Below are 19,954 nucleotides of genomic sequence, written 5' to 3'. Positions count from 1 at the left end.
GCGAGGAGCGAAGCGACGAAGCAATCCAGGCTGTCCCTGCGGAAAGATTCTGGATTGCTTCGCTGCGCTCGCAATGACGATGTAGGACGAGTTGCGCGCTGCAGCTCTCGCCGAATTCTGCTCAACCAAACTCCACCACGATCTTGCCGAAATGGCCGCCTTGCTGCATCAACCGCAACGCGTCGCCCACGGCATCGAAGGCAAAACTGCGGCCGATCACCGGCTTCATGCCATTGCGGCTAATCGCTCCCGTCATACCCTCGAACATACGGCGGCTGCCGACAGAAAGGCCGATGACGTGCAAATTCTTGGAGAACAGGCTTGGAATCGCGATCTGCTGCGAGAAGCCGGAGAGCACGCCAATCACCAGAATGGTACCGCCGATCCGCGCCGCCTCGAGTGACTGCGAGAACGTATCCTTGCCGCCGACCTCGACGACGTGGTCGACGCCGCCGCCGGTCCACTCTGCCGCGGCCTTGCCCCACTCAGGAACCGAGCGATAGTTGATCGTGTGATCGGCACCAAGCGCACGAGCGCGTTCGAGCTTCTCGTCACTCGATGACGTTACGATCACGCTCCCGCCTGCAAGTTTGGCAAATTGCAATGCGAAGATCGACACGCCGCCGGTACCCTGCACCAGAACGGTGTCGCCGGGCTTCACCTTGGCTTCCTCGAACAGTGCGCGCCAGGCGGTTAGCCCGGCGCAAGGCAGCGTCGCCGCTTCCTGGAAAGAGAGATGCGACGGAATGCGGCTGACACCCTCCGCGTCCAGTAACATGACTTCCTGCAACACACCCGGACGCGTGCCACCGAGCGCGTAGCGCCGGCTCGCGGCTGAAACCGCTCCGTCGATCCACGATTGGAAGAACATCGGGCAGACGCGGTCCCCGACTGCTACGCAGGAAACGCCGTCGCCGGCGGCGATCACCTCGCCGGCGCCATCGGAGAACGGGATCAGCGGCAATCTGGTGACGCCACCCTTGCCCTGCACCGTGAGCAGATCGCGATAATTCAGCGATGCCGCCCGCATGCGCACCGCGACCTGCCCCGGACCGGGCTTGGGCTCGGGTAGATCGGCGAGCTCCATTCCCTCGATCGACCAGTCCCGCGCGATTTGCCAGACTTTCATGGTCGGGCGCTCCGCGTCAGGTCCCAAAATTCTTCTGGATCGCCTTGTCGAGCGTTTCGCCGCCGACGAAGCGCTGGCGGAGCTCGCGCTTGAGCAACTTGCCGCTCGGGTTCTTGGGCAGGGCATCGACGAAGATGACGCGCTTGGGCACCTTGAAATGCGCCATCTGGCCGGCGCAATACTTGATGACGGATTCCTCGTCGAGCTTCTCGCCGCTCTTGACCACGACAATCGCAGTCACTGCCTCGATCCAGCGCGGATCGGGCAGGCCTACCACCGCTACCTCGGACACTGCGGGGATGCGGTAGACCATCTCCTCGACCTCGCGGCTCGCGACGTTCTCGCCACCGGTCTTAATCATGTCCTTGACTCGATCGACCACGGTGATGTGGCCCTCGTCATCGACGGTAGCGAGATCGCCGGAGTGAAACCAGCCGCCGGAGAACGCCGCCGCCGTCTTGACCGGATCGTTGTAATAGCCGGAGAGCAGATGCGGCGAGCGGTGCACGATCTCGCCGACCTCGCCGACCTTCACATCCTCCATTGAAGTATTGACCACGCGGGTCTCGACATTGAGCACGGGCTTGCCGGCAGAGCCGGCCTTGCGCAGCTGGTCCGCAGGACCCAGCACGGTTGCGAGGGGCGCGATCTCAGTCTGGCCGTAGAAGTTCCAGAACTTCACGCTGGGCAGGCGGCGCTGGAGTTCGAGTAGCACCTCCACCGGCATGATCGAGGCGCCGTAATAACCCTTCTGCAAGGTCGACAAATCCGTCTTGTCGAAATTGGGCGAGCGCAGCATCGCGATCCAGATCGTCGGCGGCGCAAAGAACGACGTGATCCTGTGCGTCTGGATCAATGACAGAATGTTGTCGGCGGTCGGCTTGTCCGTGATCACGCCGGAGGCGCCGAGATAGATTTGCGGCCCCAGGAACACATCGAGCTGCGCGCAATGATAGAGCGGAAGCGCGTGCAGGAATTTGTCGTCCACGGTCATGCCGCCGTCGATGATGCAGCTGACATACTGCCACATCACCGCTTCATGGGTCAGCATCGCGCCCTTGGGCAGCGACTCCGTGCCGCTGGTGTAGACGATCTGTGCGAGATCCCGGCTGTCGACCGACGCCTCGAGGTACGAGCCGTCTGGGCTGAGGAGATCGTCGAAGCTGGTGAGGCCCGCGGGCGCCGTGGCAGGATCCTCACCCGGCAGCCAGATCATCTTCTCGACCGCGCAATCCCTGGCGCTGGCCGCGCGCGCGGACTCGACGAAATCAGGGCCGGCCGCGAGCAGCTTTGCGCCGGAACTCTTCAGGATGAAATTGATCTCGTCCGGATTGAGCATGAAGTTGATCGGCACCAGCACCGCACCGATCCTGGCCAATGCGAACCGGAGCGCCGCAAAGGCGTGCGAATTGCGCGAGAGCACGGCGAGGCGGTCACCCTTTTTCACGCCGAGGCCAAGCAGGCCGCGGCCGAGCCGATTGCAGATCGCGTCCATCTCGGCAAAGGTCCAGCTCACGTGGCCGCAGCTCACCGCGAGCTTGCCAGGATCGCGACCCGCTGCGCGGCGCAGAAGGTCGCCGATGGAATGCTCGCGGGCCTTCGAGATGGTGGCTGCGATATCGCCGGTCATTTCCGTTCCCCTGGATTTTTTCTCTTCGTGAGGGCCGCCTGAGCACAGGTCAGGCCACCGCATTCACCCGCTTCTTGTTCTCTGCAAAAGCGTAGTCGGGGCAACCGGCCGCGTCAAATCAGCCAGCGAGCGCGGCGCCGTTACGCAAGAGTTGACGCTTCAGGGGGGCAAATCTAGCCTCGTGCACCAACGATAGAGTTTGGGGAAATGCCATGTGCCGAATTATGCGTGCCGCCCTAGCGGCCGGATTGACTGCGTTTCTGATCAGCCCGTCTCTCGCCCAGCAGGCGCCGCTCAAGATCGGCGTGCTCTCCGACTTCTCCTCGGTCTATTCCGACATCGGAGGCCAGGGGAATGTCGAGGCCACCAAAATGGCGATCGAGGATTTCGGCGGGCAGATGTTCGGCAAGCCTATCGACATGGTCAGCGCCGATGTGCTGAACAAGCCCGATGTCGCCTCGACCATCGCGCGAAAGTGGTGGGAGACCGAAGGCGTCGATATGATCATCGACCTGCCGACATCCGCCACCGCGCTCGCGGTGATGGAGCTGTCGAAGCAGTACGAGAAGATCATGATCGTGACGGATGCGGCGAGCTCCGACATTACCGGAAAGTCCTGCTCGCCCTACACCGCGCACTGGACCTACGACACTTATTCCAACGCACACACGGTTGGCAGCGCCATCGTCAAGAACGGCGGCGACAGCTGGTTTTTCCTCACCGCGGATTATGTGTTCGGCCATTCGATCGAACGCGACACCGGCGACGTCGTGAGGGCCGCGGGCGGCAAGGTGCTCGGCAGCGTCAAGCATCCGCTAAACACCGCGGACTTCTCCTCCTTCCTGCTCCAGGCCCAGGCCTCCAAGGCCAAGATCATCGGGCTTGCGAACGGCGGCGGCGACACCATCAACGCAATCAAGCAGGCCGGTGAGTTCGGCATCGTCGCCGGCGGCCAGAACCTGGCTGCGATCGTGATGTTCATCTCCGACGTGCACAGCTTAGGGCTGAAGCTCGCGCAGGGACTGATCATCACCGAGGCCTATTACTGGGACCTCAACGACAAGACCCGCGCTTTCGGCAAGCGTTTCATGGAGCGCGTCAAGCGCATGCCGACGATGAACCAGGCGGCGACCTACAGCGCGACGCTGCACTACCTGAAGGCGGTGCAGGCCGCCGGCACAAGGGACACCAAAACCGTCATGGCCAAGATGCGCGAGTTGCCGGTGAAGGATGCCTTCACCGACAACGGCAGCTTACGCGAAGACGGCCGCATGGTGCACAGCATGTATCTGTTCCAGGTGAAGAAGCCCGAGGAGTCCAAGGGCCCGTGGGACTACTACAAGCTGCTCGCCGAAGTCGCTGCCGACCAGGCCTTCCGGCCCCTGAAGGACGGCGGCTGCCCTCTTGTGAAGTGAGCCAGCAGGACGGACAAGGTATAGGGTCGCGAGCCCTGTCGGTAAGCTCAGAGCTTGTGCCCCTTCTGACGCAGCGCCTCGATCAGGCGCTGCTTCAATTCGTCGGCCGTCTTCTGGCCGAGGTCCTGGCCGATCTGCGCGCTTGCCTGCGCCAGCGCATCGGACTTCTCCAGAAGCTTCTTCCCGGCCGGCTGGACATAGAAAGCCTCGATCTGACGCAGTTCGTCGATGCTGAAGCTCTGGGCATAGAGGGCTGAGACCTGATCGACCATCGAGTTGAGGGCCGGGGTGTAGATCTCGGAACCGGGTGCCGTCACCGCGTCATAGTCGCGCTCGATCTCAGGCCTGTCCTGCGCGATCACGGGCCTCAGCTTGAGCAGGAGCTGCGGCAACAGCGCGCGATACTGGTCCGCGATCTTCAAGGTGACCACGAGCTTGCGCGCCGCGCTCATCGCCTCCGGCGACGGTGCTTGCGCCGACGCACCACAAATCAGGAGCAGGAGGGCGGCGGCGATCGTCAACACAAGTCTGGACATGAACTTCTCCGTTGGATCTCTCCGCCAAAATACAGGCCGGCGAACCTCAATGACCCGCGGGCGCCACGGCAGACCTGTCCGCGGGCGCGCTTTCCAGGACGGTGTCGGCCTCCTCGATCTCCGTCACCTTCACGAACAGGTTCGGCACCCGTCCGGCCCGGTCGAGCAGCCAGGCGGCTGCGATCATGATGACGATGCCGACGACGGAGACCGCGAGCTGCTCCCAGACCCCCTTGGTGTATTGCGTCAGGATCCAGTGCGCCGAGAACGACAGGAAGACGCCGAGGCAGAAGATCGGCAGCGAATGCTGGCCGCAGAGGATCACAGGGCGCAGCCAGGCCCCGTGCAGGGTCCGCCATTTGCGCGAGATGAGATGCGTCACCCAGATCGCCAGCGCCAGGAAATGCGTGAAGCGCAGCATGTCGAGGTCGGTCTTGTCGATCGGGTAGATCGCCTTGATCATCCATTTCGGGATCAGGGCTTCGAGCACGGGGACGTGCCAGGTCATCACGATCAGCAGCGCGAAGGCGAGCCAAGCCGCAGCCAGCGCCATCGCCGCCTTGGACCACACCCATTTCGCGATCTTGTCGATCTGGCCGATGCCGCACCAGGCCGCGAACACGAACATCAGCTGCCAGCAGAACGGGTTGAAGTACCAGTGCGTGCCGGGCGGATAGGAGGCGACGTTCCAGTCGAACCAGCGCGCCAGCACGTAGAGCACCACGGACGCGGCGAGCGTCAGGTTCGGCCGCCGCACCAGGCACCACACGATGAAAGGCGAGGCGAACACCAGCGTGATGTAGAGCGGCAGCACGTCGAGATTGACCGGCTTGTACTTCAACAGGATCGCTTGCCCGATCAGCTCGTCCGGATGCGACAGGAAATTGAACACGTTGAACTCGTGCTCGTACATCGGATTGTCGAAGCGGCGCGCGGTGCGGGCGATCTGCGCCGTGAACAGCAGGAACAGCATGATGTGGGCGACATACATCTCGACCGCGCGCCGCCACAGCCGCTTCAGGGCGGCGAGAAACCAGCCGCCCGCGACGATCGGCCCGTAGATCCAGCCGACCAGATAACCGGAGATGAAGACGAAGAATTCGGCGGCGTCGCTGAAGCCGTAATTGCGCAAGGTCAGCCAAGCCACGACGTCGTGCGGGATGTGGTCGAGGAAGATCATCCACAGACCGATGCCGCGGAAGAGATCGAGCCGCAGGTCGCGCTCGACCGGCGCGAGCAGCGCTGACTGGTCCCGTGTGATCATGGCCCCGCCTCGTTCGGTGGGCGTCGCGCCGTCGCGGCGCCGGAAAATCGAATGCTAAAAAATTGAAATCAAAAGTCGCCTGGCCGTGTGGCCAGGGCCGACGGTAGCCGACCTTGCTGCGCGTGCAAGGGCATAGTCATCGGAGCGGGCCGCACCAGCGTGCCGTCCTCTGCGCCGCGCCATGAAGGGCCCTTCAAGATAAAAGGGCGAAAACAACCCCATGCACAGTAGCTAACTCCTTGCGACGCCTGCTGAATTTATTTGACGCGTCGGGCAGATTTCGGCCGCGATGGCAGCCCGGCCGCCGCTACCGTCAGCTGAGCTCGTCACCCGCCGCCTGCATCTCGTTGAGCATCGCCTCGGCTTTGTGCCGCAGCGGCAGCGCGCCGCTCTCGGCGGCGATCGCGACGGTCGCGCGCACGGCGCCAAGGATCGCCGCCTTGGCCTCCGCATCCGACGGCGGCGTCACCACGGCCTCGCCGAACAGCGCCTCCGCCTCCAGGCCGGAGAACCCCTGTTGCCGCGCGGTGTTGCGCGCCTCGCGCAGCATGTTCTGCGCGGCCTGGACGTCGCCGAGCCGGTGGGTGGCGAGCGCCAGGTAGATCGAGCTGCGTAGCACCGCCGAGGTATAGCCGACGGCCTTGGCCTCCTCACGCGCCTCCGTCAGCATGCCGCGCGCCCGGTCGAACCGCCCCTGCTCCAGATAGGCCATGCCGAGATGGCAGGCGAGCACCGGCACGAACAGCCGGATGCCGTGCTTCTGCGCCAGGACAAAACCATCCTCGAGAATGGCCGCGGCCGCCGCCGGCTCGCCGCGGCCGAGCTTCAGCCAGCCGCCGCTGTAGGCGGCGGCGACGCGGTCATAGGGCCGGCCCGTCTCCTCCGCGATCGCGGCGGCTTGTTGCTGGAGTTGTTCGGCGGCATCGAGCTCGCCCATGACGGTGTGGGTAATGCTGCTCATCATGCAGCAGAGCAACAATGCGTATTTCGGTGTCGAGCCGAAAGGCGCGCTGGGCTCCGGCCCCATCAGCTGAGCGCAGCTCCGGGCGAAAAATCGATCAGCTTCACGGTAGCGCCCGGCAAGAAAATACACCTGTCCGAGCCCGTAGTGCGCGGCATTGAGCCATCCAGGATTACCCCACTCCTCCGCGAGGTGCGCGACTCGCTCACCGAGGGTGATCGCTTCGATGGGCGTGCCGTAGAAGTTTTGTGCAGCCGCCATGACCGTCATGGCCGCCACCTTCCGTCCGATGTCGTTGATCGCATCGGCGCGACGCTCAGCCTCCTTGCCGAGGTTGAGCCATTCGGCAATCTGGCCAGACGCAATGAATGCCGCACGCGCCTCGATACGAACATCCACGGCGCTCGCCTCCCTCAAGGGATTCGCCGGCATCATGTCCAAAGACCTCATGGCTACCTCGAAATAGTCAGCCGCATCGGCAAATGCCGACCGCGCCAGACATCTTCTCGCCGAAGCCCTGCCATAGCTGAACGACTTGTCCCAATCCTTCGCCCGCGTGGCGTGGTAGCAGAGCTTGTCGGGATCGTCGGCACTGCCTTCGCTGTCCTCCAGGGCCGAAAGAACGCGCGCATGGATGTCTTCGCGTACCTTTTCGACCATCGAGTCATAGGTGACCTGCCGGACCATCTCATGCCGGAATTCCAGGGAATTCTCCAATTCGCTATCGATCCTGACAAGCAACTCAGCGCGATCGAGCGCCGCGAGGCACCCCTGGAGAACGTCACGAGACAGGGCTGCGATCTTTTCAAGCAAGGCTTCGTTCGATCTCGGCCCCAAAGTGGCGGCGATCTGCAGAATGGACCGTTCTTGCTTCGATACCCGATCGAGGCGCGCTGCAATCACGCCCTGGATGCTGCTGGGAATGCCGAGTTCGTCGATCGGACGCACGAGCGCAAGATCGCCCCATTGGCCACGCAGCGTGCCGCTATCCTTCAACCCGCGGCAGACCTCCTCGATGAACAGGGGAACGTTGGCAGTATGAGAAATGATCCGGCTCTTCAAATCGGCGTTGGTCTCCGAGGAGCCAAGCATGTCTGCCAGCATGGCCAACCCCGAATCGTCGTCGAGGGGCCGCATCGCGACGATCTCGGCGTGACAGCGCGCGATCCAGACCGGCATGCCATTCGGCCGGGAGGTGAACAGCACGAGAAGACCGGGCGCCTGTAGCGACGCAACGGCGGCTACGACGATATCGCTCGCACGGTCAATCCAGTGCAGATCCTCGAGCAAGACTACCGTTGGCTGGCGATGGGCCAGGCTTCCAACGAGGGCACAGCTTGCGTCTGCGATCGCTTGTCCCCGTGCGTGAGGCTCCAGCTCGTCCCAGTACGGATTCGATATCGGTAGGTCGAGCACTGCGTCGAGGGCGCACTGTTGTATCGCCGGCAGATCGTCCCGAGGATCGCTTGGACTGCCGGGGTGTCTTGCTGTCCCCTCCAGGATCGAGAGCAAGAGCCGCTTGAGCGTGCTGAAGGGCGCGCCTTGGAGGTTCGGGCTACATTCCGCATCGATCAACCGCCAGCCATCCGCTCTCAGCTGCTGGGCAAACTCGTGCGCAAGCCGCGATTTTCCGATACCCGCATCGCCCAGCAGCAGGACGCTCTGCCGGGTTGTCCTGGCGTTTCCGGAGGTGCGCTCCAGCAGAGCCCGCTCAATCGTGCGATCGACGAAGCGAGAAACGCTACGCGCCCGCCGTACCCGCCAGCTCGACAGGTCGCTCGCGCCCACGATCCGGTAGACCGGCACGGGCTGATTGAAGCCGCGCAGGGACTTGTCGCCCAATGATTCGAACCGGACATGTCCCTCGGCGAGCTTTTGACAGGCCTCCGAGACGTAGATCTGATTCGCCTCTGCCGCCGCCTCCAACCGAGCGGCCAGATGCTGGGCGGCGCCCCCGATCTCGTAAACCTTGGAGAACTCGCTGGCGACCATGTAGGCCACGACATGGCCAGAGTGGAGACCGACCCGCACCTGAAGTCCGGGGTCACCCAGGCTTGCGACGCGGCGGACGAGCTCGATCGCGGCGTGGCAGGCCATCGGGGCATGATTGTCATCCGCGATCGGGGCGCCGAACACCGCGGCAAGCCCATCGCCCAGCTCCTTGCTGACGATGCCGCCGAACTGCCGAACCGCGCCTCTCATGGACGCCAGGGCCGGCTCCAGGCGCGAGACCGCCTCCTCCGGATCCAGTTCGGCAACAAGCCCGGTGGAATCAATCACATCGGCCCGTAAAATCGTGACGAACCGTCGTTCGCTGTCGGGATCGGAACGTTGCACGCCTGCACCGCAATTGGGACACCGGCTGTCGCCAGGGTCGATCGTCGACTGACATGCCGCGCAATGCATTCCCGTGCTTTCAAGGCCTTGCAGCGGCATCGTCGGTCGGCCTCTGCGAACGAAGCAATAAGATCGCTTATGGAAACCTGGTTAGCAACGGGGCATGCGGCTCATCTTGGGCAAACATCCTCGAACCGGTTGCTGATCTGGACGATTCACAGTCCCAGGTGGTAGCTTGCCGAAAGCTGCGCGAAAAACAGGCTGCGTATGACGAGCCGCCAGGCTCGTGTTGTGGTCGTCAAGCTTCGCGGAGCTGCACATTTCCCGGGGAAGCCAAGTACTCATTGAGGGGCAAAATACATGGGCATGAGAGTATATACGGGTAAGCCATTTAAGGACCTGATGAATGGCAACTACTACCCGTTGGAGAACATGAAGAAGAGCGTAAAGAAGCTCAAGGCCTCGGAAAATATCCACCTCCCGACATTGGAATACGGCCAATATCACCTAGTTTTGACGCCGAAGAGCAAGTGGCCGCAGGGAAGCGCGAAGCACTGGCAGAAGGAGAAGGGCCGCGCTCGCGTCGATCTCACGTTCCAACCGAATACCACACCGCTGTCGAAGGACGAGCCGGACGTGATTCCCCTGACGCGATGCGCGTTGCTCGATGCCTGTGTCCGGAAGTGCTTCAACTCGGAGCCTCCGATTCCCATGAAGACCAACATCATCACGCATGCGCCGGCCGATCGCGACGCTGACCGGCACGAGATTCGACTGGAGTGGGAGTACGAGGCAGACAGCAAGACGCCCACGCTGCTCAATCTGACGATGGTCTGTCCGCACAGACCCTGAGCTTCGGATAGTACGCAAGAACGCATTACGCCTGCGCATTAGCGCGGGCTTAATGTTTGCTTCCGATCGCCGCCCGCCCCAAGGGGCAGCCCTCGCGCTCGCCAAGAGCTGTCGAAGGAAGCAGCACGGCCAAGCCGCTGGTCCTATCCGCCGCTTCCGAAAAACCGGTTCAGCTCGTACGCAGTTTGCTGCGGAAGCTCCTCCGGGAAGAAGTGCCCGCCATCAAGCGGCTTTCCGTCCAAATCATCGGCCCAGCTCCGCCAGAGCCCCAACGGGCCGCCCTCGCCCGCATACCACGCGTTCAGAGGGCCGCGACCGCTCCAGAGCACGAGCACAGGGCAGTCAATTCGGCGGCCGGAACGACGGTCCGCCAGATCGTGCGCGTGATCGAGTGTCGCGGCCGCACGATATTCCTCGCAGATCGCATGAACATGCGCCTCATCGCTCAACGCGTCGATATAGGCTGCCCGCACCGCCGGACTGAAGCTGCCAGCTGAAGACCCCCAGCCATGCAGCGCATTATCGATGATGGCATCGGGGGCTGCCGACAACAGCCGCTCGGGAAGAGGTTCAGGCTGCGCAAGCAACGACCACGGCCAATAGCCGACCGTCAGGTTCTTGTCGGCGCGCTCCCAGGCATCGGCGATCGGAACGATGTCCAGGACGGCAAGCCGCTGCACGCGTTCGCGGTGATCAAGCGCGAGCCGATAGGCGACACGGCCACCGCGATCATGGCCCGCGACCGAAAAACGGTCGAAGCCGAGTTTCGTCATGACGGACACCATGTCCTTTGCCATTGCTCGTTTTGCATAGGGCGCATGGTCCGGGCTGGAGGGAGGACAATCGCTTTGGCCATATCCGCGAAGATCGGCGCAGACCACGGTGAAGTTTTGCGCGAGCACCGGCGCAACGTCGCGCCACATCAGATGCGTCTGCGGAAATCCGTGCAACAGGAGAACGGCCGGCCCCGAACCGGCGCGACGGATGAAGATTCGTGTCTCATCCGCCCGAACATCGGCGGCCTCGAAATCTTCGAACTGCATTGGCCCTCTCCTTCCGAACGACGGCAAGCCAACAAGTGAGCACCGGACGCGCCGGTGACTCGTGTTGACGCCCGGCGGCATCCTGGGTTCCTTCCCGGACGGCATGCTCTGGACGGATCGCGCTTGCGCTCGGGACCTCCACCGACGGCGACGGGACGTGCTTCGGCATGGTCCGAACGAACCAAGGCTCAGCCAAAGCAGGACATGCATGCTCGAGGACACCCAAAACAAAAATGGCCCGCGCGAGGCGGGCCATTTTCGTGTCGGGACCGGTAAGGTCCGAACTTGGTTGCGGGGATAGGATTTGAACCTATGACCTTCAGGTTATGAGCCTGACGAGCTACCGGGCTGCTCCACCCCGCGTTAACCGTTGCCTTGCCTTCGTGAAAGTGCCGGGGACGGTGAATGAAGGGCCGGCGCTGTTCGCGTGGCTTGCTTCGTCCGTCCCGAAGGCTTCCTTGGAAGGCAACCCCGGGCAAAGCCCGTTGGGTGCGGGCGGTATGTACCAACCCGGGCTGCCTTTGGAAAGGGCTGCGGGGACGTTTTTTTCGACTTTATGACAGCGCGGTGGACGAATTTGCGGCCTGTTTGGCCCGCCCTTGCCAGAAGTTCCACAAGGGGCCAGCTTGCGGCCACAAACCAGGCGGAAACGCCACTTCAAGGGGGAGAACGCCATGAACCACGGCTTGGATCGCCCCTCGGATCGCTTCTTGGAACGCCCCCCGCCGAGCGCCCCCCTTCGGGGCCTCGAAGACGCCTGCCATGCCATGGTCGCGCGGTCGCGGGCCGAGCCGGCGCCTGGCCTCGCCGAGCGGCTCGACCGGCTGGCGCGGCTGCGCGCCGTGGTCGCCGACAACGAGGAGCGCTTCCGGCAGGCGATCTCGGCGGATTTCGGCCACCGCTGCGCGGTCGAGACCACCATCGCCGAGACCATGATGGTGTTCTCCGAGATCCGCCATGCCACCAAGCACCTCAAGAGCTGGATGGCGCCGCAGCGCGTTTCGACGGCGCTGCAATTCCTGCCCGCGCGCAATCGGCTGATGCCGCAGCCGCTCGGCGTCGTCGGCATCATCGCGCCGTGGAATTATCCGCTCCAGCTGACGCTCGCGCCCGCGATCGGCGCGCTCGCCGCCGGCAACCGCGTCATCATCAAGCCGAGCGAGCTCGTGCCGCACTTCGCAGGCCTGCTGAAGGAGACGGTCGCCGCGCGGTTCCACGCTGCGGAAGTGCTCGTCACCGGCATCGAGGATGAGGTCGCGAAGGCCTTCGCATCGCTGCCGTTCGATCATCTGGTGTTCACCGGCTCGACCCGGGTCGGACGGCTGGTGGCGGAGGCCGCGGGGCGCAATCTGACGCCGGTTACGCTCGAGCTCGGCGGCAAGTCGCCTGTTATCATCGACGCCTCGGCCGACCTCGAAGAGGCCGCCGAACGCATCGCCTACGGCAAGCTGCTCAATGCCGGGCAGACCTGCATCGCGCCGGACTATGTGCTGATGCCCGAGCGCTCGCTGCAGGCCTTCGCCGAAAAAGTGCGCGCGCAGATGCGACGCATGTTCGGCACCGACCCCGCCAACAAGGACTACACCTCCGTGATCTCCGACCGGCATTATGCCCGGCTGGAGACTCTCGTTGCGGATGCGGCACGCCGCGGCGCCAAGATCCTGCAGCCGGCGAAGGCGGACGATCCCAACTGGAAAGCGCACCGCAAATTCCCGCCGACGCTGATCGTGGGCGCAACCGCAGACATGGCGGTCATGCAGGAGGAGATTTTCGGTCCTGTGCTCCCCGTGCTCGGCTATCGCGAACCGGCGGACGCCATCGCCTTCGTTAACGCCCGCGACCGGCCGCTGGCGCTGTACTGGTTCGGCAAGGACCACGTTGCGCGCGACGAGGTGCTGGCGCGGACCGTCTCCGGGGGCGTCACCATCAATGACTGCCTCTTTCATTTCGCGCAAATCAACCAGCCGATGGGCGGCGTCGGCGCATCCGGCACCGGCGCCTATCACGGTGAATGGGGCTTTCGCACGTTCAGCAAGCTGAAGCCGGTGTTCTACCGCTCAAAATTCAACCGCCTCGCCGACCTCTATCCGCCCTACGGCGGCAAGATCGCGCGGCTGGAGAAGATGATGCGGTTCATGTCGTAGGTTTCAACATTCGTCGTTGCGAGCGCAGCGAAGCAATCCAGAATCCCTCCGCGGCAAAAGTCTGGATTGCTTCGCTTGCGCTCGCAATGACGGAAAGAATGAATGCAGGGGGAAACATCAGTGACGGACACATTCGATTTCGTCGTTGTGGGCGCGGGCTCCGGCGGCTGCGCGGTGGCGGGGCGGCTGTCGGAGGATGCGGGGACATCCGTGGCGCTGCTCGATGCCGGCGGACGGAACGACAATTGGCGGATCACCACGCCGTTCGGACTCGCTTTGCCATACAAGGTCGCGAACTGGGGCTTCGATACCGTGCCGCAGAAGGGATTGAATGGCCGTGTCGGCTATCAACCGCGCGGCAAGGGGCTCGGCGGATCTTCGGCGATCAACGCCATGGTCTATATCCGCGGCAACAAATGGGACTACGACCACTGGGCCTCGCTCGGCAATGCCGGTTGGTCGTACGCGGAAGTACTGCCCTATTTCAAGCGCTCGGAGAACAACGCCGATTTCGACGGCGCGTATCATGGCAAGGGCGGCCCGCTGCATGTCAACAGGCTGCGCTCGGACAATCCGATCCACGAAATCTTCCATCAGGCCGCCCGCGAGGCGCAGTTCCGCATCCGCGAGGACTTCAATGAAGACGACCACGAAGGGCTCGGCAGCTACCAGGTGACGCAGCATAATGGCGAGCGCTGGAGCGCGGCGCGAGCCTATGTGAATTCGCACATGGGCAAGCGCGCCAATCTGCGTGTCGAGACGCAGGCGCATGCCACGCGCATCCTGTTCGAAGGTGGGCGCGCGGTCGGCATCGAATATGTCCAGGGCAAGCAAACAAAGCAGCTGCGCGCCCGCCGCGAGGTGATCCTCGCCGCCGGCGCCTTCCAGTCGCCGCAATTGCTGATGCTGTCGGGCATCGGCGACGGCGAGGCGCTTGCCGCGCACGGTATCGGCGTCGTGCATCACCTGCCGGGCGTCGGACGCAATCTGCAGGATCATCCGGATTTCGTGTTCGTCTACGCCTCCGACTACCCGCACTTCGTCCACTCATCGCTCGGCCGGCTGCCATCCCTCCTCCGCGCCATCCAGCGATATCGCGGGGACCGGCGCGGACTGATGACCACCAATTTCGCCGAGTGTGGCGGCTTCCTGAAAACCCGAACCGATCTCGATGTGCCCGACATCCAGCTGCACTTCATCATCGCGATGCTCGACGACCACGGCCGCAAGAAGCACAAGGAGGCGGGCTTCTCGTGCCATGTCTGCCTGTTGCGACCGAAGAGCCGTGGCAGCGTCTGGCTGAAAAGCGCCGATCCGCTGGCGGCGCCGATGATCGATCCGAACTTCTTGGGCGAGGCGGAGGATCTCGAGACGATGGTCGCCGGCTTCAAGACCACGCGGCGGCTGATGGAGACGCCCGCGATGCGCGCGTTGCAGAAGAAGGACATGTTCACGTCCGATGTGAGAACGGACGACGACATCCGCGCCATCCTGCGCGCGCGTGTCGACACCGTCTATCACCCCGTCGGCACCTGCAAGATGGGCACCGACGCCATGGCCGTGGTCGATCCGGCGCTGAAGGTGCACGGCGTCGAAGGCCTGCGCGTCGTCGATGCCTCGATCATGCCGACATTGATCGGCGGCAACACCAATGCGCCGACCATCATGATCGGGGAGAAGGCGGCGGATATGATCAGGGCGGAGATGCGGTGACTCTACCTCGTCGTCCCGGCCTAGTGCGCAATTGCGCACTAGGCCGGGACGACAGCGGTGCGCTCAATTCAACAAGAACCCGCCGTCCACCGTCACCACGCTGCCCGTCATGTACCGCGAGGCCTTCGACGCGAGCAGCAGGATCGCGCCGTCGAGATCGGACTCGGCGCCGATGCGGCGCTGTGGGATGCGTTTGGTCAGGCGCTCGCCCGGCGGCGTCGACCAGAACGCGTGGTTCATCTCGGTGTCGATGTAGCCGGGCGCCAGCGCGTTGACGCGGATACTCTGCCCCGCAAGCTCCAGCGCCATCGCCTTGGTCGCCTGGATGATGCCGGCCTTGGAGATCGCGTAAGGCGACAGCGCCTTCAGCACGCCGGTGCCGAGCACGGAGGCGATGTTGACGATGTTGCCTGCCTGCTTGCGCGCGATCATGCGGCGCGCGGTCTCGGTCGCGAGAAAATAGGCGCCCTTGAGATTGGCGCCGATCACCGCGTCCCAATCGGCCTCGGTCTGCTCGGTCGCGAGCTTTTCGATGGCGATGCCGGCATTGTTGATCAGCACCGTGACCGGGCCGAGCGCGGCTTCCGTGGCATCGACGGCCCTGGCGATCGATGCGGTGTCGGTGACGTCGAGTGCGACGGCGGCGGCACGGCCGCCTTTGCCGCGGATATCGTTTTCCAGGCTCTTCAGCTTGTCGGTCTGCCGCGCCGCGAGCGCGACGGCCGCGCCATGTGCCCCCAACACCCGGGCAAATTGCCGCCCCAAGCCCTGGCTCGCACCTGTGACGAGGATGGTTTCCTGACTAACGTCGAATAGGTCTGACATGACGCTTTCCTTGACGCTTTCCTTCGGGCGATCCCTGAGCTTTTGGCCATCAATACAGACGATTTTAACGATCTGAAACCGGAATGATCGGTTCTGCGTTCACTCGTTCCATGGCAGGCTCCCGCGCATGAACAGTTTCGATCTCGCCGTCTATGCGGCGTTCGCCATCGCGATCGGCTTCGGTTTCAGGACCGGCCTGCTCGGCAGCGCCATGACGATCCTGGCCTATCTCCTCGCCGCCCCCATCGCCGTCGCGCTGATGCCGCTGATCGTCCCGCAGGTCGCGAGCAATCCGAACGCGCCGCTGCTGCAGAACTGGATCTGGTTCTTCGGTATCTTCGTGGTGGTCGGCATGCTGTTTGGATATCTCGGCCGGCTGGCGCTGAGCGACACGATACGGCAGGCCGGCATCGGCGACCGGCTCGGCGGCGCAGCGCTCGGCGCCATCAGGGTCGGCCTCGTCGCCACCACCTTGGTGCTTGTGTTCGACCAGATCGTGCCGGCCAACCGCCAGCCGCCGTTTCTCGCCGGCTCGCACCTGCGGCCGCTGTTCTCGACGGCCGGCCGGATGGGCTTCAAGTCGCTGCCGCCGGAGGCGGCCTCCGCGATCGACCGCCTCAAGCAGGAGCGGCGCATCTGATGAGGCGCATTTGCATCGCCGGGCAAGCGCGCATGCATTTTGATGCGAGCCAATCCCTTATCAGCGGCGCCAAGGTTGGCTAGAATAGCGGCTCTAAAAACCTGCATGACATTACGGGAGTGAAACAGTGGATCTTGGGATCAAAGGTCGCCGCGCCATCGTCTGCGCATCCAGCAAAGGCCTCGGACGCGCCTGCGCCATCTCGCTGGCCGAGGCTGGCGTTCACGTCACGCTGACCGCGCGCGGCGCCGAGGCCCTGAAGAAGACGGCCGACGACATCCGCAAGGCCTATCCTGATGTGACCGTTACCGAGATTGTCGGCGACATCACGACGCCGGCGGGCCGCGAGGCCGTGCTGAAGGCCTGCCCCGAGCCGGACATCCTGATCAACAATGCCGGCGGACCGCCGCCCGGCGATTTCCGCAACTGGACCCGCGACGACTGGATCAAGGCGATCGACGCCAACATGCTGACCCCGATCGAGCTGATCAAATCGACCGTGGACGGCATGATGGCGCGCAAGTTCGGCCGCATTGTCAACATCACCTCGGCCGCGGTGAAGGCGCCGATCGACATTCTCGGTCTCTCCAACGGCGCGCGCGCCGGCCTCACCGGCTTCATCGCCGGCCTGTCGCGCAAGACCGTGATCAACAACGTCACCATCAACGGCCTGCTGCCGGGCCCGTTCGAGACCGATCGCCTGCGCAGCACCGCGAAGGGGGAATCCGAGAAGCGCGGCATCACGCCGGACCAGGTTCTGGCCGAGCGCGCCAAGCTCAATCCCGCGGGCCGCTTCGGCGATCCCGACGAGTTCGGCTACGCCTGCGCCTTCCTGTGCGGCAGCAGGGCCGGCTTCATCACCGGTCAGAACCTTCTGCTCGATGGCGGTGCCTTCCCGGGAACGCTGTGAGGGCGGTCTGGTACGAGGAGACAGGACCGGCGGCGGACGTCCTCACCTATGGTGAGATGGCGACGCCGGTCGCAGGTCCAGGCGAAGTTCGTATTCGCCTGGAAGCCTCCGGCGTCAATCCGGCCGATGTCGGCCGGCGCGGGGGCAGCTATCGCGCGAAGGAATTTTCGCGCGTCATTCCGAACAGCGATGGCGCGGGGTTTATCGACCAGGCCGGCGATGGCGCGACGCGGTTCAAGATCGGCGACAGGGTCTGGCTGTTCAACGGCCAGCGCAACGGCCGCGCCTTTGGCACCGCGGCCGAACATATCGCGCTTGCCGAGCATCTGGTGACGCCGCTGCCGGACAACCTCACTTTTGCGGAAGGCGCGACGCTGGGCATTCCCGCTATGACGGCGTGGTGCTCGCTATTTGCGGACGGACCGATCGTCGGCAAGACCGTGCTGGTCACCGGCGGCGCGGGTGCAGTCGGGCATTACGCCGTGCAACTCGCGAAATGGGGCGGCGCGCAGGTGATCGCGACCGTCAGCTCGGCGATGAAAGGCGAGCAGGCGCGACAAGCTGGTGCCGATCTCGTGGTCAATTACAGGGACGAAGACGTCGTTGCCAAGGCGATGGCCTTCACCGGCGGACGCGGGGTCGACCAATTGGTCGATGTCGATTTCGGCGGCAACATCGCGACGACCCTGAAGTTGATGGCAATGAATTCGACAATCGCGGTCTACGCCACCAACGGCAACCGCACGCCGACCATGCCGATGCGCGAGCTGATGGAGAAGTGCATCACGCTCCGCTCGCTCGTCTTGTTCGCGCTGCCGCCGGCGCTGCTCGCGGCGGCGCAGGCCGACATCTCGAAATGGCTGGCAGCGGGGCCGCGAATCCACAATGTCGCGGCGCAGTTTGCGCTGTCGGAGACGGCGCAAGCCCATGTCGCCGTCGAGAAAGGCGACAAGCTCGGCACCGTGGTCGTTGACTGCGCGCGCTGATATCGGCCGGAATCACCGCTGTTGCTTGGTGGGCTCGTCTTCGTCCCGCTGGCTCGGACTGGATGAATCGGCGACTGGGTTTCCGTCGGTCCAGTCGACGCCGAATTCGTCGAGCCCGTCGGCGAGCAGATCGCCCAGCATCGGCTCACCGAGGAGATAATGCGCCGTCTCGCGCCGGGGACTGCGATACTCGGCGCGCGCCTCCACCGCGCGTGCGCGCAGATCGTCCCAGTCGTCGATCGTGCCGTCGCCGCGGCCGAGCCAGGTCAGCGCGACGAGATCAATCTGCTCGTCCTCGTTCATAGCCACGATGAAACTTCCGAGTTCGTTGACCACCGGATCGGAGCCGTCATCCTCGAGGACGTCGACCGCACCATCATCCGTCGCATTCGAGCCGGAATCCGGATCGGAATCCGCCTGCTTGACGTCGAATTCACGCGCCTTTTCGATGATGAAGGCGACCTTCTCCGCGGAAATCGCAAGCTCTGGCATGGCTGGCCCTTTGTCTTTCCCTGGGTTCCCGCGATAACGCCGCACCGCGTCAGATGATCCATTGCGCCTGCCCGCGAAACTGCGCATGTTCCCCGCCAAAGCAAGAACATGAGGATGCGCCGGATGCAGTGGAAGGTCGGCAGGGTCAAAATCACCAAAGTCGTGGAATTGGAGACGGTCGGCTCGACCCGCTTCATTCTGCCCTTGGCGAGCAATGCAGAAATCCAGAAGCTGCCTTGGCTGATCCCGCATTTCGCCACGGAAGAAGGCCGGCTGAAAATGTCGATCCATTCGCTGGTGGTGGAGACGCCGACGCGCCGCATCGTGGTCGATACCGGGCTCGGCAATGACAAGCAGGGCCGCAACGTCCCGACCTGGAACAATCGCACCACACCGTTCCTGGAGACGATGATTGCGGCGGGCTTTCCGCCCGAGAGTATCGATACCGTGCTGTGCACGCACCTTCACGTCGACCATGTCGGCTGGAACACGAAATGGGTCGACGGCAAATGGGTGCCGACCTTCCCCAACGCGCGCTATGTCTTCGGCAAGACCGAGTATGAGCATTGGCGCGACCATTCCACCGAGCCGGACAAGCGGGCGGTATTTGGCGATTCCGTGGAGCCGATCGTCGATGCAGAGCGGGCGGAGTTGGTCGCGAGCAACCACCGGCTCAGCGACGAGATCAGCATGATCCCGACCCCCGGCCACAGCCCCGGGCATATGAGCATTCTGATCCAGTCGGACGGCGAGCAGGGACTGCTGACGGGCGACGTCGCCCATCATCCCTGCCAGATGGCGCATCTCGGCTGGTCCTCGACCGCGGATTCCGATCAGAGCCAATCTGCCGCGACGCGGCGCGAATTGTTCGGCCGGTTTGCCGAGACCCCGACGCTGGTGATCGGCGGGCATTTTTCGGCCGGGCATATCAGCCAGGACGGGGACGCGTTCAGGTTCGAGGCGCTGGCCCAGGTCTCGTGCCCCGGACGAACCTCCCGAATTGAGAGGGCTGCAATGCGCCCTCTTTGAGCGGTTGAATTTCCCGCCGCCCTGTTCCATGAAGCTGTTCAACCGATC

16 protein-coding genes and 1 tRNA gene are annotated in these 19,954 nt (G+C 63.8%); 8 read left to right on the top strand and 9 right to left on the bottom strand.

The features are described 5' to 3' along the window. Window positions 1-121: 121 nt before the first annotated feature. Both IVB45_RS03245 and IVB45_RS03240 read right to left on the bottom strand, forming a co-directional pair. Window positions 122-1,129, bottom strand: a complete 1,008-nt coding sequence (locus IVB45_RS03245; RefSeq protein WP_247362873.1) for an NAD(P)-dependent alcohol dehydrogenase — start codon at window positions 1,127-1,129, stop codon at window positions 122-124. 16 nt (window positions 1,130-1,145) lie between these two features. Further along, window positions 1,146-2,759, bottom strand: coding sequence for an acyl-CoA synthetase (locus tag IVB45_RS03240; protein WP_247362874.1), 1,614 nt, complete (start codon window positions 2,757-2,759; stop codon window positions 1,146-1,148). Window positions 2,760-2,971: 212 nt separating this feature from the next. On the opposite strand from IVB45_RS03240, the gene IVB45_RS03235 reads away from it, so the two are divergent. Then, window positions 2,972-4,174, top strand: coding sequence for an ABC transporter substrate-binding protein (locus tag IVB45_RS03235; protein ID WP_247362875.1), 1,203 nt, complete (start codon window positions 2,972-2,974; stop codon window positions 4,172-4,174). A gap of 47 nt (window positions 4,175-4,221) precedes the next feature. Here the strand turns inward: IVB45_RS03235 and IVB45_RS03230 are convergent, their stop codons facing one another. From IVB45_RS03230 to IVB45_RS03220, 3 genes are all read right to left on the bottom strand, one after another. Then, a complete protein-coding gene (locus IVB45_RS03230; RefSeq protein WP_247362876.1) occupies window positions 4,222-4,710 on the bottom strand; it encodes a DUF2059 domain-containing protein in 489 nt (162 codons plus the stop codon). A gap of 46 nt (window positions 4,711-4,756) precedes the next feature. Continuing rightward, complete coding sequence (locus IVB45_RS03225; protein WP_247362877.1) at window positions 4,757-5,974, bottom strand: OpgC domain-containing protein; 1,218 nt, start codon at window positions 5,972-5,974, stop codon at window positions 4,757-4,759. Window positions 5,975-6,287: 313 nt separating this feature from the next. Next, window positions 6,288-9,341 (bottom strand): adenylate/guanylate cyclase domain-containing protein, encoded by a 3,054-nt coding sequence (locus IVB45_RS03220; protein WP_247363189.1) that lies wholly within the window; start codon window positions 9,339-9,341, stop codon window positions 6,288-6,290. Between the two features lie 291 nt (window positions 9,342-9,632). Here IVB45_RS03220 and IVB45_RS03215 point away from each other — a divergent pair, with 291 nt between their 5' ends. Continuing rightward, window positions 9,633-10,124, top strand: coding sequence for a hypothetical protein (locus IVB45_RS03215; protein WP_027570125.1), 492 nt, complete (start codon window positions 9,633-9,635; stop codon window positions 10,122-10,124). 143 nt (window positions 10,125-10,267) lie between these two features. On the opposite strand, the gene IVB45_RS03210 is transcribed toward IVB45_RS03215, so the two are convergent. Together IVB45_RS03210 and IVB45_RS03205 are read right to left on the bottom strand one after the other, a co-directional pair. Beyond that, entirely contained in the window at window positions 10,268-11,167 is a 900-nt protein-coding gene (locus IVB45_RS03210) for an alpha/beta hydrolase (protein WP_247363191.1), read from the bottom strand. Window positions 11,168-11,453: 286 nt separating this feature from the next. Then, window positions 11,454-11,530, bottom strand: a tRNA-Met gene (locus tag IVB45_RS03205). A gap of 311 nt (window positions 11,531-11,841) precedes the next feature. On the opposite strand from IVB45_RS03205, the gene IVB45_RS03200 reads away from it, so the two are divergent. Together IVB45_RS03200 and IVB45_RS03195 are read left to right on the top strand one after the other, a co-directional pair. Continuing rightward, window positions 11,842-13,311, top strand: coding sequence for a coniferyl aldehyde dehydrogenase (locus IVB45_RS03200; protein WP_247362878.1), 1,470 nt, complete (start codon window positions 11,842-11,844; stop codon window positions 13,309-13,311). 120 nt (window positions 13,312-13,431) lie between these two features. Continuing rightward, window positions 13,432-15,024: a choline dehydrogenase gene (locus IVB45_RS03195; RefSeq protein WP_247362879.1), complete on the top strand. Its 1,593-nt coding sequence runs from the start codon at window positions 13,432-13,434 to the stop codon at window positions 15,022-15,024. A gap of 63 nt (window positions 15,025-15,087) precedes the next feature. On the opposite strand, the gene IVB45_RS03190 is transcribed toward IVB45_RS03195, so the two are convergent. Next, window positions 15,088-15,849: an SDR family oxidoreductase gene (locus IVB45_RS03190; protein WP_247362881.1), complete on the bottom strand. Its 762-nt coding sequence runs from the start codon at window positions 15,847-15,849 to the stop codon at window positions 15,088-15,090. Window positions 15,850-15,976: 127 nt separating this feature from the next. Between IVB45_RS03190 and IVB45_RS03185 the strand changes: the two genes are divergently transcribed. From IVB45_RS03185 to IVB45_RS03175, 3 genes are all read left to right on the top strand, one after another. Then, window positions 15,977-16,489 carry a CvpA family protein gene (locus IVB45_RS03185; RefSeq protein ID WP_027515361.1) on the top strand — a complete coding sequence of 171 codons (513 nt, stop codon included), beginning with the start codon at window positions 15,977-15,979 and terminating at the stop codon, window positions 16,487-16,489. Window positions 16,490-16,616: 127 nt separating this feature from the next. Beyond that, window positions 16,617-17,399, top strand: a complete 783-nt coding sequence (locus IVB45_RS03180; RefSeq protein ID WP_027570121.1) for an SDR family oxidoreductase — start codon at window positions 16,617-16,619, stop codon at window positions 17,397-17,399. Continuing rightward, window positions 17,396-18,385 carry an NADPH:quinone reductase gene (locus IVB45_RS03175; RefSeq protein ID WP_247362882.1) on the top strand — a complete coding sequence of 330 codons (990 nt, stop codon included), beginning with the start codon at window positions 17,396-17,398 and terminating at the stop codon, window positions 18,383-18,385. Before IVB45_RS03180 ends, IVB45_RS03175 begins: the two co-directional genes overlap by 4 nt. A gap of 12 nt (window positions 18,386-18,397) precedes the next feature. Here the strand turns inward: IVB45_RS03175 and IVB45_RS03170 are convergent, their stop codons facing one another. Further along, window positions 18,398-18,877 (bottom strand): DUF3775 domain-containing protein, encoded by a 480-nt coding sequence (locus IVB45_RS03170; RefSeq protein ID WP_247362883.1) that lies wholly within the window; start codon window positions 18,875-18,877, stop codon window positions 18,398-18,400. 123 nt (window positions 18,878-19,000) lie between these two features. Here IVB45_RS03170 and IVB45_RS03165 point away from each other — a divergent pair, with 123 nt between their 5' ends. Continuing rightward, window positions 19,001-19,906, top strand: coding sequence for an MBL fold metallo-hydrolase (locus IVB45_RS03165; RefSeq protein ID WP_247362884.1), 906 nt, complete (start codon window positions 19,001-19,003; stop codon window positions 19,904-19,906). Window positions 19,907-19,954 lie beyond the last annotated feature (48 nt).

The organism is Bradyrhizobium sp. 4 (genome assembly GCF_023100905.1).
GTDB lineage: Bacteria > Pseudomonadota > Alphaproteobacteria > Rhizobiales > Xanthobacteraceae > Bradyrhizobium.
The sequence above is the reverse complement of the archived record's forward strand: the minus strand, read 5'-3'. Positions and strand labels throughout refer to the sequence as shown.